The sequence below is a fragment of the Marinifilum caeruleilacunae genome (assembly GCF_013141825.1).
Taxonomy (GTDB): Bacteria; Bacteroidota; Bacteroidia; order Bacteroidales; family Marinifilaceae; genus Marinifilum; species Marinifilum caeruleilacunae.
In genome coordinates this window covers 16826-33273 of sequence record NZ_RZNH01000040.1, presented here as the reverse complement: position 1 = coordinate 33273, position 16448 = coordinate 16826, and the positions used below count along the sequence as shown (strand labels likewise).

9 protein-coding genes are annotated in these 16448 nt (G+C 36.0%); 5 read left to right on the top strand and 4 right to left on the bottom strand.

The window, feature by feature from the left end; genetic code table 11:
- The first annotated feature begins 59 nt into the window (after positions 1-59).
- The gene (locus ELS83_RS18300) at positions 60-2450 is read left to right on the top strand and encodes a TonB-dependent receptor plug domain-containing protein (RefSeq protein ID WP_171596992.1); all 2391 of its coding nucleotides are present in this window, start codon (positions 60-62) and stop codon (positions 2448-2450) included.
- Between the two features lie 109 nt (positions 2451-2559).
- Entirely contained in the window at positions 2560-3282 is a 723-nt protein-coding gene (locus ELS83_RS18295) for a hypothetical protein (protein ID WP_171596991.1), read from the top strand.
- Between the two features lie 228 nt (positions 3283-3510).
- On the opposite strand, the gene ELS83_RS18290 is transcribed toward ELS83_RS18295, so the two are convergent.
- The 4 genes from ELS83_RS18290 to ELS83_RS18275 all read right to left on the bottom strand — a co-directional run bounded on the left by ELS83_RS18290 (position 3511) and on the right by ELS83_RS18275 (position 13191).
- Entirely contained in the window at positions 3511-4965 is a 1455-nt protein-coding gene (locus ELS83_RS18290) for a SusD/RagB family nutrient-binding outer membrane lipoprotein (protein ID WP_171596990.1), read from the bottom strand.
- A gap of 19 nt (positions 4966-4984) precedes the next feature.
- Complete coding sequence (locus ELS83_RS18285) at positions 4985-8230, bottom strand: SusC/RagA family TonB-linked outer membrane protein (RefSeq protein WP_171596989.1); 3246 nt, start codon at positions 8228-8230, stop codon at positions 4985-4987.
- Positions 8231-8754: 524 nt separating this feature from the next.
- Positions 8755-10131 (bottom strand): RagB/SusD family nutrient uptake outer membrane protein, encoded by a 1377-nt coding sequence (locus ELS83_RS18280; protein ID WP_171596988.1) that lies wholly within the window; start codon positions 10129-10131, stop codon positions 8755-8757.
- 6 nt (positions 10132-10137) lie between these two features.
- Positions 10138-13191, bottom strand: coding sequence for a SusC/RagA family TonB-linked outer membrane protein (locus ELS83_RS18275; RefSeq protein ID WP_216616680.1), 3054 nt, complete (start codon positions 13189-13191; stop codon positions 10138-10140).
- A 387-nt stretch (positions 13192-13578) separates the two neighbouring features.
- Here ELS83_RS18275 and ELS83_RS18270 point away from each other — a divergent pair, with 387 nt between their 5' ends.
- The 3 genes from ELS83_RS18270 (at position 13579) to ELS83_RS18260 (ending at position 16418) form a co-directional block, all read left to right on the top strand.
- Positions 13579-15042, top strand: coding sequence for an aminoacyl-histidine dipeptidase (locus ELS83_RS18270; protein WP_171596987.1), 1464 nt, complete (start codon positions 13579-13581; stop codon positions 15040-15042).
- A 259-nt stretch (positions 15043-15301) separates the two neighbouring features.
- The gene (locus tag ELS83_RS18265) at positions 15302-16081 is read left to right on the top strand and encodes an HD domain-containing protein (protein WP_171596986.1); all 780 of its coding nucleotides are present in this window, start codon (positions 15302-15304) and stop codon (positions 16079-16081) included.
- A 115-nt stretch (positions 16082-16196) separates the two neighbouring features.
- Entirely contained in the window at positions 16197-16418 is a 222-nt protein-coding gene (locus tag ELS83_RS18260; protein WP_171596985.1) for a (2Fe-2S)-binding protein, read from the top strand.
- The last annotated feature ends 30 nt before the right edge of the window (positions 16419-16448 follow it).

Sequence of the window (16448 nt, the reverse complement as noted above, 5' to 3'; positions counted from 1 at the left end):
TTCGTTCCTGAAGTAAAATATTAATCATATATTTGAACTTTCTCTTTAAGCAACAATACATGATTCGCCTTCTGACCTTATCAACTCTACTAATATTGGCAAATTTCTGCTTCGCTCAACAATTAAAAATTGTTGATTCAGAAACCAATAAACCCATTGAAAATGTGTACATCTTCGATTCGCACAATTCGATTCTATCAGATAAATCAGGGACTGCTGATATTGCATCCTTCACACATAATGGAGTGATTTATTTTCAACATCCATCCTATGAAAACTTGGAGCTAAATTATTCTGTCATTCAACAACTTAACTTCATCATAAAATTAAAATCTAATATTTTCCCCATACAGGAAGTTGTTGTTTCGGCAAACAAATGGGAGCAAAACATTAAGGAAGTACCTTTAAAAGTACACCGAATTGAAAAAAATGAAATCGTACACTCCACATCTCAAACATCTGCTGATCTGTTAAAATCCTGCAACCAGGTGTACATACAGAAAAGTCAATTGGGAGGAGGAAGTCCAATGATTAGAGGATTTGCTGCAAACAGGGTACTATTGGTGCTGGACGGTGTACGCTTAAACAATGCAATATACCGAAGTGGAAATTTGCAGAATGTAATTAATATTGATGCAAACAGCCTTGAGTCTGCCGAGGTAATATTAGGACCTGGCTCCATAATTTATGGTAGCGATGCCATTGGTGGTGTTATGGATTTTCATACGATTAAACCACTTTTCTCTACCTCTGGCAAGTCGAACATTAGCTTTAGGTATAAAAACCGTTATTCGTCGGCCAATAACGAAATTATGAACCATATTTCATACAATTATGGCAAAGAAAAATTAAGTCTGGCCGGAAGCATCACCTATAGCGATTTCGACGATCAGAAAATGGGAAGTCATGGTCCGGATGATTACCTGAGAAAACAATATGTGATTAGAGAGAATGGTGAAGATAAGATCATTGACAACTCAGATCCAGAAATCCAAAAACAAACTGGATACAACCAGTTTAACCTTGTGCAAAAACTTCGTTATAAAGCTTCGGAAAATACAGAATTACAATATGGATTTCATTACACTACCAGTTCTGATATTCCGAGATATGACAGACTGATTCAGTACAGTGGTGACAATTTAAAATATGCTGAATGGTATTACGGTCCGCAAGAACTGCAGATGCATAGTTTTCAGCTTGCATTGAAAAAATCCACTTCCATTTACGATACTTTTAAAGTTAATACTGCATATCAAAATTATAAGGAAAGCAGACACGATCGCAAGTTTGAATCTGCAACCCAAAGAAACCGTAGTGAAAAATTGCATATCTACTCTGTAAATGCTGATGCTGAAAAGAAACTTTCAAATGCTACTCACCTTTTCTGGGGTTCTGAAATTACACACAACAGGTTACGATCGAAGGGTTTTAGCGAAAATATAGAAACAGGAGAAAAAGAAGAAATTGCAAGTAGGTATCCCGACAAATCGCAACATACAAGTGCAGCCTTTTATGCAAATTTAAAGCACAAGTTGAATTCCAAATGGGTTTTAAATGGCGGTCTCCGATATTCTCACATTTGGATTAACTCAAAACTTGATAACACTTTTTACGATTTTCCTTTTTCTGACCTTGATTTATCAACAGGAGCATTAAACGGAGGCATTGGACTTGCATACAACTCCGATTCGGGATGGAACCTAAAAGTAAATGCAAGTTCTGGCTTTAGAGCTCCTAATATCGATGACATTGGAAAGGTATTTGATTCGGAACCAGGAAAAGTTGTGGTTCCTAATAATGACTTGAAGCCAGAGTACATTTATAGTTTTGATTTCAACATCAGTAGAAACTTTAACCAGCTATTTTTTATTGACTTCAACACCTTTTATTCATTTCTGGATAATGCTATGATACGTGGTGATTATAGTTTTGGTGGAGAGAACACCATTATTTACGATGGAGTTGAAAGTGAAGTACAAGCCATTGTGAATGCTGACAATGCTAAGGTTTGGGGTGCCAACATACAGCTTATCGCAAAAATAAGTCAACACCTTTCGGCCACAGCCAATTGGAATTACAGCAATGGAGAATATAAAGATGGAAGTTCTGTTCGCCATATTCCACCCATGTTTGGATCATTTAAACTGGATTATAAGGCCAATCATTTCAATTCGGGTATAGAGCTTGAGTACAATGGAGAAATATCCTATAAAGAGCTCGCAGAGGTTGAAAAGGACAAAGCATATCTTTATGCCAAAGATCAGGATGGAAATCCTTACTCCCCGGATTGGTTTATTGTAAATTGGAGGAACTCCTATCAACTTTCAAAAACCTTTCATCTGAATTTTTCAATTGAAAATGTATTTGATAAACGATATCGCCCTTACTCATCGGGTATAGCAGGAGTCGGACGAAATTTCATTATTGGACTTAGCAGTTCATTCTAAGCAAGCAATCTATCCATATCAATTGACTTATAACTCATTACAAAAACAAATTACCTGTTTATTGACATATTTTGTTTAAATTTACTACTACTAACAAAAGCATGTCAATATGAAAAAGTATTTTATTTTAATAAGCCTAAGCTTATGCATTATGGCTAGCAGTGCTCAAGCTCAACGTAGTTCGATACGGCTTTACGACAACCTTAACCTTTACGCACCATCTTTAGTAAAATTGTACAATCAAGTCAAAACTTCTAAAGTGATGGATGTGAATGAATACGAAACCATTAAGGGAAGTCCGTATATTCATAAATATTTTGAGAAAGGTTTTGTGATCAGTAAAGACAGCTTGCTTTATTCAGGCTTAATGCTTCGATATAACAATTATAAAGATATTATCGAATTTAAAAAGGACGATTTAGCCTATGAACTTTCCAATCAGTTTCCTTTATTGTATGTAAAGATTAAGGACAAGATATATGAAAGGCTTGTATTTAAAACAAAGGAAGGAGAAAAATTGGGCTATTTTCAGATTCAATCAGATGGTAAAGTAACACTGTACAGCAAGGCTTCGGTTCTTTATGTGAAGGCAAAACCAGCAAGCGGCTATGTTGAGTACAAACCTCCAAAATTCAAACAGGAACCCATCTCCTTTTACTTAAAACAAGAAGGCAGCACAAATGCGATATTGATTGATAACAAGAAAGATTTGATCAATGTATTATATGATAAAAAAGAAGAAGTTTTAGCATTTATGAATGTCAACAAGTTAAAAGCTTCTAAACTGGAAGATATCACCAGAATTATTAATTATTACAACGAGTTAAATTGATCATTCTAATCTCATAACAAAGGCTGATTTTAACATCAGCCTTTTTTTTATTCTTGTTACGACTCTCGCAAGGCTCATATCAAGCTAACAATTTTGTTTTTACCCTCCTGTCTGTGATTGATTGCACTAATGTTTGAGCCTCTTGCAAACTATTTAAACTTAGATCGTAACCCAAAAAAAGAGGCCACTTTACAGCAGCCTCTTTGTATTATACAGTTTATTCAGTTACTAGTTTACATCCCAGAACAACTTGGTTGATTTCAAATCACCACCAATTGCCGAAGCTGCAGCGTCATACTGAGCTCCATTCAAGGTAGCTTCTTCGATAGGATAAATAAATCTAACTGGAATATCACCTAATGTTAAGCCTTCTGGTGCCTGGAAAATTCCTGTAAAATCAAGCAATCTCCAAGTTGTCCAACCTTCGAAAGGAAGATTATACATGGCTAACCATTTCTGAGTACCAATTTTTTGCTTCCAATCGCCTGCTGCAGTAGCATAAGCAACATCAGCTTCCAACAAATATGCATCAGCATCAACTGTACTAATTCCATATTCGTCCATTGAAGCTCTAATACCAGCCTCATAATGTGATTCAACAGTACCACCAACACTATAACCACGTGCTGCAGCTTCTGCCAATAAGAATTCTACCTCTGCATATGATAACAAAGTTCCTGGTAAATCAGGCTCTTTGAAAAAGTCCCCAATCTGAGAGAATCCAGATGCAGCATTTGCCGATCCATAAATTCCACCTGAGTAAGCACCTTCAAACAAGGTAAAATATACCGCTCTACGAGGGTCATTGATTCCGTTCATTACATCAACCAAAACATTTGATGGAACAAAGTCGTTACGACCACTCTGAACCAAATCAACCCATAATGGATGTGTATTTGGAGAAGAGTTGGTATAGGCAATTGTAAAGTTTTCACTATTTGCACTAATTACGTTAGCAGCAGCTTGCTCGGCCATTGTTTGAGCTGTTGATGCATTCACATCTGCCAATCTCAAAGCCATGCGAAGTTTTAGTGAGTTAGCCATTTTATACCACATCGCCATATCACCATCGTAAATTGGATCCTGATCTGCAAAACCAGCTTCTGCTTGATTGATTGCTGTAATAGCGGCATCCAAATTGCTCATAATGGTTGAATAAATAGTAGCTGCATCATCGTAAGATGGAGATGGATTAGAAACATCCAAAGCATCTGTAAATGGTACATTACCAAAAATATCAACTAAAGTAGCGTAAGCAAATGTCTCAACAATAGTAATAACAGCTAGTTTGTTATTCTTAACAGCCTCTTCTGAAGCAGTAACTGTCTCTTGTTGAGAAATTATTTCTCGCGCACCAGTAATATCCTTTAAGGTATTTCGATACAAAATTCTCCACATGTTATCAGGAATATTTCTGGTAACCTGGTTGTACTGACTTTCGTCTGGATAAGTGGTTTGAGCCCAGTACTGAGAATAAAGTCTGAATACATTTCTATTCACATTGGTCTCTAGTAGTAAATCAAACATATCTCTAGCACCATTAGTAAACAATGGTTCACCTGGCACCTCAGAAGGATTCTTCTTGTCGATGTTTATTTCTTCCAGCTCGTCGTCAAGGTTTGAACAACCAACCATTGCAACGGCAAGAAACAGAATACTTAATTTATATATATATTTTTTCATTTCTTTCTACAATTATCAATTAAAAATCAACCTTTACATTAAATCCATAGCTTCTTACCGTTGGATAAGATCCAGACAGGTAACCTTGTGCCAAACCAGAAGATAATCCTGATTCAGGATCAGCGTAAGGTACATTCTTATGAATAATCCACAAGTTTCTTCCAACTAGAGAAAGAGAAACATTTTGAGCAAAACCGCTTACTAATTTCTTCGGTAAAGTATAAGTTAAAGCAAGCTCTCTCAACTTAACAAAGGATGCATCGTATACAGTTAAAGCACCTGGGTTTCTTGAAGAGTTACCCCAATAGTAAGCTCCACCATAATAATCAGCTCTAGCTCTTGTAGTATTTACCGAACCATCTTCGGTTACACCTGGGTTAAGAATACCACCGCCGTCGGCAACTGGATCTCTCTTAGGGTTACCCAGTTCATTTAGTCCTGCAGTATGCTTCAAAACACCAGTACCTTGACCGTAGTGCATATCTAGTGAGTAAACATCACCACCTTGCTGAATATCAATCAGGAAGTTTAATGTTACACCTTTATAGCTTAAAGTATTAGAAATACCACCAGTCCAGTTAGGATTCTGATCACCAATAATTTGATCTGATTGAGAAATATAGTAACCTGAAGAGTTAACAACTTTGTTTCCATTGTCGTCGAACAAGAATCCAGTACCACGGATTGTTCCTAAAGGTTGTCCTTTAGTGGCATTAATAGAGATACCACCCTGGTATGAGTTGATCACAATATTTTCAACGTCATTATAAAGGTCTAATACCTTATTACGGTTTCTTGCCCAGTTCACATTAATGTCCCAGGTAAACTCATTCGTTTTTACAGGAGAACCATATAATGCAACCTCGATACCTTTATTCTCAACTGTTGCAGCGTTCACCCAGTTAAACGAATAACCTGTAGCTTTCGAAACCTCAACCGGAATCAACATATCTTCAGTTTCCTTAGTATAGTACGAAACGTCAACACCAACACGGTTGTTAAACATCTTCGTCTCAAGACCTACCTCAAATTCTTTGGTATATTCAGGCTTAAGATCAATGTTATTCTTTGTATTTGGATAAGAGAATAATGTATACTTACCAAAGTTATCGTTCTTCACATAAGTATCGAACACATTTAATGGACTTGTATCATTACCTACTGTTGCGTAACTCATTCTAACCTTACCGTGATTCAACCATGGTAAATCGGTATGAGTTGAGAACAAGTAACTACCTGCAAATGAATAGTAGTGATATGTATTTTCATCTTTTGGTAATGAAGATGATTTATCAACACGATTCGTGATATCCAAATATAGAATATCCTTATAAGCTAAAATCGCCTGAGCATAAACACCATAAACACGCTTCTCTTCAAGAGTTTCAATTGGAGCAGAAGGTGTGTTTACTGAGTTACTTAATGAGTATAAGTTTGGAACAACTAAACCACCCAATGTAGAAGCTTGATATCTATCGGTAGATTCATCGCGAATATTCATACCAACAACACCTGATAAAGAAAGATCTTCGTTAATATCAGTATTGTAATTGGCCATTAAATCGTAATTCACCTCGGTAAAACCAATTTCGTATCTTTGGTAACCCGATTGCTCATCAGTTCTTAGTACACCAAATGGAGCAGCAACAGAACCTACAGCACGACGCTCTTCACGAAGGGAAGTATAATGGTCTAAAGAAACACGACCTGTGATATCTAACCAATCTAAAGCATCAAAAATAAAGAATGCATTACCATAAACACGATCACGCGAGTCTGTCTGGTAATTTTCATATCTTGTCCAGTAAGGGTTATCCCAATACAAACCAGTTAATACATCACCGCCTACAGATGCAAGGTGGTTCCATGTATAGTTCTTTCTTGTTTGCTTGTAAATATCTTCCTGAGCTTTAACATCAACGTTAACCTGCCACCACTGACGCATTTGCGACATCAAGTTATCGGAATAACCTGTTGAGTTACGACCCTTTGTATCTTGAAGTGAAACATTTGCCGATACACCAACCTTTAATTTAGGATTCACATTGTAATCACCATTAAAGGATACAGTATTACGGTTCAACTTCGAGTTAGGAAGAATACCGTTGGTATGGAAGTTTGTATAACTTAAACGGAAAGTACCATCTTCGTTACCACCCGTAAGTTCAACGTTATTTGTATAACCAACTTCTGTTTCGAAAAAGTCAACAGGAGAATTAGCAGCAGCTTTATATTCATAAGCTCTACCAAAATTTGCCGACTCAGGTACAAACGAATCCCAATGATAAACCTGCTGTCCACTAAATCTAGCTCCATAGGAAGCATCGTCGTAGGTAGGAACAACTAAATCATCATTACCGTCTCCGTTAACATCAAGATCTTCGAAATATCCTGTAGAGCCATAATATGGACCATAACCAGCACCATACTCAGTTTGATATTCAGCAAAGGTTTCTTTATCGATTTTACCAATCGTAATACCAGAATTAACACTGATACCTAAACCTTTTTTCTTTTTACCTTTTTTGGTCGTGATCATTACAACACCATTGGCACCACGAGAACCATAAATAGCAGTCGCAGCAGCACCTTTAAGTACACTCATATTTGCGATATCGTCGGGATTGATATCGGAAAGAGCGTTACCATAGTCGTAACCAGTGCTACCACCTCTTTGTGCCGCAGAGTTAAAAGTAGAACCTGAAATAGGTACACCATCAACTACGAATAAAGGTTGGTTACCACCGAAAATCGACGAGTTACCACGGATTACCATGTTGGTAGATCCACCAAAGTTGTTTGATTGTCTGATTTGAACTCCAGCCACCTTACCAGATAGGGAATTGACAAGGTTTTGCTGCTTTACCTTAGTTACCTCATCTCCGCCAAGATCGGTAACCGAATAACCTAGGGCTTTTTTCTCTCTTGTAATACCAAGGGCGGTTACAACCACTTCATCCATACCAATGGATTCAGTTTCTAAAACTACATCAATTACAGTTTTGTCTCCTACTGTAATTTCCTGGGTAATCATACCTACGAAGCTAAACATTAAAATGTTTTCAGGGGATGCTTCTATAGTATACTTACCGTCAATGTCGGTACTGGCACCTACTGTTGTGCCTTTGATAACAACAGATACTCCAGGCATGCCCAGACCATCCTCAGCATTAGTTACCGTACCGGTAATCTGTTTGCTTTGCGCAAATACTACCTGTAATCCCATAAAAATGAGGAATACAGATAGTCCAATCATTTTTTTCATAAAAAAACTTTTTAGTTAGTAATTAAGTAAAGATGCAAAATGGTTAATGGTAATTCTTAGTTTATAAAAATAGCACTTTAAATGGTTTTAACAAATTTTAACAACCTCACAACAGCTCGTGACTCAATCGTTTACGTAAACAATTGCCTGTTTTTATGTTTACACCACTCCTTAATTTTGCTTACATATTCCTATGTAAATTCCTCAATACTATTCAATATAAATGATTGATTAATTGCGTATAAGAAGTATCCAAAACCTGACAAATATCATGCATTTCAAAAAACGAATCGGAACATAATTCACTTTTTCACTTTTTGTTATTTTTTTTACATTTTTTATAAAATTAGCCGAAATTAAGACAGATTATAAACAAATTTACAGCACACCCCTTGTAAAGAATTGGTTGGTATACATTTAGTAACTTTTAATTCAATCACACCCCTTTTTTGTTAATATAAGGGCAAAAAAAAAGGCTGCCTCAAAGAGACAGCCTTTCATATTATAATCTATTACTTAATTTTCTAGTAACCAGTATTTTGTACTATATTAGAGTTAGCATCGATTTCAGCTTGAGTAATAGGATAAGCTATTCTGTAATCTCCATAAGGAATTGTCTCAGAAAAGTTTTGCTGTAAATATTCCTTTGTAATATTCTTACCAAATCTTACTAAATCTTCGAAACGTTTACCTTCAAAGATGAACTCTTTTCTTCTTTCTAATAAGAAATCATCCGCAGTTAAAGGAGAAGAATAAGCAGATGCACCACGATTTGAAGTAATTGAGTTAATTTGAATTAATGCATTTGCTTCATCACCAGTTCTAAATAATGCCTCAGCATAATTCAATACTACTTCTTCGTATCTGATTACACCTACATTGTCATAACCTTGGTTATCCGGGAATTTACCAATATTTCTAAGCATAATACCTTCGTATCCAAGAATATCAGCACGCACATCACCTACTTCGTAAAGGTTAATCACATCATCAATTACCTGAACATCACCATAGCTACCGCCACCTGTTGTTCTGTAAATGTATGCCAAACCATTAATACCTCGGTTATCTGTCGAGCTAAATGCCAATTCGAAAATTGAGTTAGAAGCCACATCAGAAGCAAATGACGAAACAAATCCACCTGCAGGTATAATATCATAGTCAGTATTATTCATTACAGCCTCTGCAGCAGCTATTGCAGCAGCCCAATCACCAAAATAAACAGCTACACTTGATTCAATTGCTTTAGCAGCATACTTAGTAATAAACTCGTTTGATGGATCTTGAGATGTACTCATCAAACCAAATCCAGTTGCAAGATCTTGCATGATGAAATTTTCACATTCCGCAACAGTATTTCTAGCTGGATACAAATTATCACCCTTATATTCTGTAACATAAGGAACTCCTAATGTACCACCAGCATGCTGTTGACCATACTGTTTAACAAGATCAAAATGTACCAACGCTCTCATAACATAAGCCTGACCTTGCATGTGTTTGATGTAATCTTGACTACCCGTAAGATCTTCAGCATTTACACCTATTACAATATTTGCACTAGCAATTACTTCATAAGCCTCATCCCAAAAATAACCAGTATTAGCAGAATAGTTGAAACCTGCCTGAGTTGTGAAACGACCTGAATTACCATTAGAGAAACAGTTATCCGAACGAACCTCATTATTAATAATATAATCTCTTCCGTAGTAACCAGACTCTGTCATACGGCTATAAGCGCCCTTTAAAACGCCATAAAGGTTTTCTGAAGAAGCAATACCACCTTCAACCGCTTTGTTTTGTTCTGTAGAAGGCTCTAAATCGTCTGTTGTACATGCGTTCATTGCAACAACGAACACAAACAACATTGCAATCTTAGATAATATATTTATTTTTTTCATACTTTCTTAAAATTTCACATTAACACCAAAAATAAATGACTTAGCAGCAGGAGTTTCCATACCTGTAAAACCATCAGTATCAACTTCTGGATCATACTTCAAGTTATCATCCTTAACCCAAGTTAATAAATTTGTACCACGTACGAATACTCTTAAACCACCGATACCAATAGCATCTGTAATATTTTTTTGGAAATCATAACCAACAGAAAGGTCTCTCAAACGAATGAAGTCACCATCATAAAGGAATTTAGAGTGTCTTTGCCATGGTCTACCTGTGTATTCAAATTTACCAAATCTTGTTCCAGTATCACCTGGCTTTTGCCATCTGTCCATCAATGTGTTTACACCTTGGTAATACAATGTAGAGAATACATCAGTACCATTGGTATATCTGTGCCATTGTTCGTAAATTTTGTGACCACCTGCATAGAATGCACTTGCATCAAGGAAGAATCCTTTGTAGTCAACGTGAAGGTTCAAACCTGCAGTTAATTCAGGAATTGCACTACCACCTTGCCATACTTGGTTAGCATCATTAAAGTTATCAGTAGTTTCACTACCAACACCATCAACATACCACAGTTCACTACCAGTATCAGGATCAACACCAGCCCATGTTGGCATATACCATCCATATACAGGATGTCCTGTTTCTACTCTTGTTGTAGTTGAAGTAATATTTCTTTCATCACCATTGGTATCAAGAGCCAGCTCTAAAATCTCATTCTTATTGGTAGCAACATTACCACTAACAGATACATTGAAGTCATTTGAACGAACAACGTCTACATTGAATTCGAACTCCCAACCTTTGTTCTCCATTCTACCAATATTCTCATTTCTATTAGGGTGTCCCTGTGTAAGTGATAATGGTACTCTAAGTAACATGTCCTGAGTTTCTCTGCTATAGTAACCAATCGAACCAGAGAATCTATTGTTAAATAAACCAAAATCAAGACCAAGATCTAATGAATAAGAAGTTTCCCAAGCTAGACCGTTATTACCAAAAGTTCCAGGATAAGAAGCACCTTCGCCACCATAGTTAGAATCATAAAAAAGCAATGCTTGATATTGATTAATATCAATATTGTTATTACCAGACTTACCATATGACGCTCTAAACTTCAACATATCAATAAAGTCGTAGTTTGCCATAAAATCTTCGCGGTTGATATTCCAAGCACCACCAATTGCCCAGAAATTACCCCATCTGTGGTCTGGGTGGAATTTAGAACTACCTTCACGACGGTAAGTAACATCAGCTACATATTTACCTTGGTATGCATAGTGAATTAAACCTAAGTAAGAAGCTTGAACCTCGTCTGTATAATCTGCAGTTGCATCAGTTGGATTACCTGCAGAATTAAGGTTAGTTAAACCTACATCTGAAAAGTTATCACCGGCTGCATACATGAAATATCTTCTTCTCTCTTCGTACTCCTGAATTGCCTTAAAGTCAAATTCATGACCACCATCTAAAGACAATTGATAGTTCACGATATTTTGGAACACGTAGTTTGCTCTGTTTCTGTTCGCAACTTCACCACGACCAGCTGTTTCACCATCACCATCACCTCTTAATGGGTTATCGTAAGTTTTCATATTGAAAACCTGGTAGTCGATAGACATTTTAGTAGTGAAAGTCAAATTCTCGATAGGAGTTTGCCAAGTCAAACTATTATTAGTAATAATTCTTGTAAATCTCTGCTGATCGATATCGTTCTGGGCAATGAACAATGGATTAGGAAGAGAAGTAGTCTCGTAATTTAAAGTACCATCTGCGTTATACGCCTGATCGATTGAAGGCATAAAGAACTTACTAGCTCTAGGAGATGAGAAGTATGCACTACCTTCCAATAGACCATCCTGGAACATATGAGATGCAGAGTTCTTAGTAGAGAACTTCAATTTTGGTGAGATATCAAAATCTAAGTTTACAGAACCTGTAAATCTCTCTAGTTCAGAACCAATAACAGTAGCCTCTTGTTTCAAATAACCACCAGAAACATAATATTTAATACCATCTTTACCACCAGTTGCAGATAAGTTATACTCCTGCATAATAGCATTATCATTTGTAATAAGGTCAGCCCAATCAGTTTCAGGTCTACCAGCAGCATTCCAGCTTACATAGTCAGTTCCAAATGAACTTGGATTTGCTTCATAAAATGATCTTGCTTCAGCTTGAGAAGATAGATCAAATGAATTCATTAACGATTCATAAAACAATTCTTCTCTTTGAGCACCTGTTAACATAGTAGGACCATCAACCGCATCGTTAGAGATACCATAAGTAGCAGAGAAATTAATATTAGCTTTACCTGACTTACCAGATTTAGTAGTAATTACAATTACACCATTCGCACCACGAGCACCATAAGCTGCAGTTGCAGTTGCATCTTTCAATACAGTAATTGTTTCGATATCGTTACTGTTCAATGCAGCCATAGCTGATAAAGAAGAAGTAGCTGTACTACTAGATACACTACCACTAATTACAGGAACACCATCAATCACATACAAAGGCTCATTACCAGCGGTAATCGAGCTACGACCTCTAATTCGAATTTTTTGCTCCGAACCAGGAGTACCAGAAGCAGCAGAGATATTAACACCTGCAATACGACCTTGAAGTGCCTGCTCTACATTAGGTACTGGCATGTCAGCAAGAGTTTCACCGTCTACCTGAACAGCAGAACCAGTAACCTCACTCTTTCTATGAGAAGTATAACCAGTTACAATAACTTCGTCAACACCAATTGACTCTGATTCTAACACAACGTTAATTACAGATTGATCTCCTACTGTAATTTCTTGTGTAATCATCCCAACAAAACTAAACATCAAAACGTCCGATGCTTGAGCTTCTAATGAATATTTTCCATCAATATCAGTACTAGCACCAATCGTGGTACCTTTAATAACAACAGATACACCAGGCATACCCAGCCCATCCTCAGCACTTGTTACAGTACCAGAAATCTGTTTGCTTTGCGCATTTACTATTTGCATACCTATCAGGAATAGACATACAAATAGTCCAATCATTTTTTTCATAAAAAAACTTTTTTAGTTAGTAATTAAGTAAAGATTCTAATATGGTTAATGGTAATTTTCGATCATAAATATAGTAGAATTATCTCTTTTAACAAATTTTAACAAGTTCCAAGCGCCCTTTATCCGTATGACTTTTATCATGTTTCCATCCCTGTCTTGTTAAACAAATCTTAAAGCATAAATTTTTCCATCATATAATCTATTCATAATCAAGTATCACTTAGCTCATGAATTGCTACAATTAATTGTTATCAGTTTAAATTAAATAAAACCCAAAAAAAATGAGCAATCCCTTAAAAAAATAAGATTTGAATGTAAAATTTTAGCATATTTTCACAAATACAATCCAAATTCTTATTCTTACATTTGAGAAAAATTTAAACAACAATGGAAAATATACTAGACCAATTACAACCCAAATCAGTTTGGGCACATTTTGAAGATATCTGTCAGGTACCACGCCCTTCGAAAAAAGAAGAAAAAATCATTGAATTTTTACTTGACTTTGGAAAAAAGCACAATTTAGAAACTAAGAGAGACGAAATTGGTAATGTTTTAATTAAGAAACCAGCCACTCCTGGTAAGGAAGATTTAAAAACTGTTGTTTTGCAATCGCATATGGATATGGTATGTGAGAAAAACAACGAAACCGAGCACAATTTCGATACAGACCCAATTGTACCGTGGATTGATAATGGTTGGGTAAAGGCCAAAGGAACCACATTAGGTGCCGATGATGGTATTGGAATGGCTGCTGAAATGGCATTATTGACTGCCACTGACATTGAGCATGGACCGATTGAATGTTTATTTACAGTTGATGAAGAAACTGGTTTATCAGGGGCGTTTGCCTTGCAACCAGGCTTTTTCGATGGTAAAATTTTATTAAACCTGGATTCGGAAGACGAAGGCGAAATTTTTATTGGCTGTGCCGGTGGTATCGATACAATTGCCAATATGGAATACAAAAAAGAAGAAGTACCTACAGGACATTTTGCATTAAGAATTGATGTGAAAGGATTACTGGGTGGTCATTCTGGAGATGAAATCAACAAGGGAAGAGGGAATTCAAATAAAATTCTAAACCGATTTCTTTGGCAAATCAATAAGAAATATAACATCAGGCTTCATGATTTTAATGGTGGTAATTTAAGAAATGCTATTCCAAGAGAAGCCTTCGCCATTATTACCATTCCTTCTGAATTTAAAGAGAATGTTCGTGCCGATTTAAATATTTATGCGGCAGAAATGGAACACGTTTGGGAAATTTATGAGCCAAAATTAAAAATAACTCTGGAATCGGTTGAAACACCAGAATTTGTGATTGACCGTGAAATCAGTAACAATTTGTTCGATGCAATTTATGCATGTCCGCACGGTGTATTCTCAATGAGTTCAAGAATGCCTGGCATGGTTGAAACTTCAACCAATCTTGCATCTGTTAAGTTCGTAGATGGTAACAAAATCTTAATCACCACTTCGCAACGAAGTGATGTTGACAGCGAAAAGTATAACATTGCACAAATGGTTGGAAGTGCTTTAACTTTGGCAGGTGCAAATATCGAGCATACCGATGGTTATCCGGGTTGGGCGCCAAATCCAAATTCAGAAATTTTAACTGTTGCTGTTGATTCTTACAAGCGTTTATTCGATAAGGAGCCTGTGGTAAGATCAATTCATGCCGGGTTGGAGTGTGGTTTATTCCTTGAAAAATATCCAGACATGGATATGATTTCCTTCGGTCCTACTTTAAGGGATGTTCATTCTCCTGACGAGAGAATCAATATTGAAACTGTTGAAAAATTCTGGTTGCATCTGATTGATATTATTCAAAACGTACCAAAGAACTAAGTTCAATCTATACCTTATATATATAAAGCGATCATTTAATATGATCGCTTTTTCTTTTTCCAATTTCGAGATTGAAGAATTCTGTTAATTTGGCATAAACGAATTACATCTTCTGATTATCTTCAACATACGCATCTTCTCATGCAGATGTAGTATATATGCGAAACCATCTTAGAATATATCCGTTCGATAATCAGGTTTTTACTTTCCCTTTTTGAAGAAAAAATGTAGCTTTGCGAGCTATTTTAATACATACACTTTGAATCAAGAAATTTACGAAAATATTAGATCCTGGTTTGATACCTACTCAAATAGCTTAACCAGCGAAAATGATGAAATCCAGTTCAATATCGAACTAAAAAGGAATCATTCATTTAATACCGTTGAGTTGTTATCAGACTTGATGCAAGAGGCCAGTGTAAGCGAAACTGAGACTCTTATTGCCAGGATATCTGCATTGGTACATGATGTTGGCCGATTTGAGCAGTTGATGAATTATGAGACATTTTCGGATACCGATCATGTAAATCATATCGATTTAGGTATTTCTTTACTTCAATCGGAGAATGTTTTAAGCGAATTGGATGATGACAAAAAAGAGATCGTTTTTGAATGCATCAGGTACCATGGTGTTGATGTACTTCCAAAGTCGATAAACGAAAATGCATTGACAATAGCAAAATTATTGCGTGATGCCGATAGAATTGATGCTTTGAACATTGTTTCGAAATATTATTCAGAATATAAATCGGGCACCAATAAAAGACTTGAAATGGAACTGGCTGATCAGCCTGAAATTTCAAAAAAAGTGTACAAAGCCATTGTTGATGAAAAGGTAGTAAGCAATAAAGATGTTCTTACTTTAAACGAGCTGAAACTGCATCAAATGTCATGGATTTATGATTTGAACTTTAAGAAGAGTTTTAAAATTGTAAGTGAGAAGAACTACCTTAAAAAAATGTATGAGACTTTACCCAAAAAGGATGAAGTGATAGACATGTACCGTCAGATGAAAATATTCCTGGAAAATCAGCTTTAGAATATTGAATTCTACATCTTATTTAGATTAAATTAAAACTAAATGCTTTATTTCTCTGTTTTATATCTAAGAATGTATATATTTACAACAGAATAAAATCAAAATCAGAATAAGAATGAGAGACATAGTTTGCAACTGTCAGATGGTTGATAGAAAAACAATAGATAGTGCTATTCACGATAAGAATGCTACAACGATAGAGGAAATAAGACGATACACCGGAGCCAATACCGGATGTGGAAAGTGTATGTCCTATATCAATAGCATTTTAGATGTCGAGGTACCTAAGATTGTTAAAAAGGAAGAAAGTTCGCAAAGTAGATTTAAACTTTGGTAAGATATAAAGCTTCGATTACTCGAAGCTTTT

Bases quoted from the DNA above. Each gene is read 5' to 3' on its own strand.
- ELS83_RS18300 (WP_171596992.1), top strand. From the start codon at position 60: ATGATTCGCCTTCTGACCTTATCAACTCTACTAATATTGGCAAATTTC.
- ELS83_RS18295 (WP_171596991.1), top strand. From the start codon at position 2,560: ATGAAAAAGTATTTTATTTTAATAAGCCTAAGCTTATGCATTATGGCT.
- ELS83_RS18290 (WP_171596990.1), bottom strand. From the start codon at position 4,965: ATGAAAAAATATATATATAAATTAAGTATTCTGTTTCTTGCCGTTGCA.
- ELS83_RS18285 (WP_171596989.1), bottom strand. From the start codon at position 8,230: ATGAAAAAAATGATTGGACTATCTGTATTCCTCATTTTTATGGGATTA.
- ELS83_RS18280 (WP_171596988.1), bottom strand. From the start codon at position 10,131: ATGAAAAAAATAAATATATTATCTAAGATTGCAATGTTGTTTGTGTTC.
- ELS83_RS18275 (WP_216616680.1), bottom strand. From the start codon at position 13,191: ATGAAAAAAATGATTGGACTATTTGTATGTCTATTCCTGATAGGTATG.
- ELS83_RS18270 (WP_171596987.1), top strand. From the start codon at position 13,579: ATGGAAAATATACTAGACCAATTACAACCCAAATCAGTTTGGGCACAT.
- ELS83_RS18260 (WP_171596985.1), top strand. From the start codon at position 16,197: ATGAGAGACATAGTTTGCAACTGTCAGATGGTTGATAGAAAAACAATA.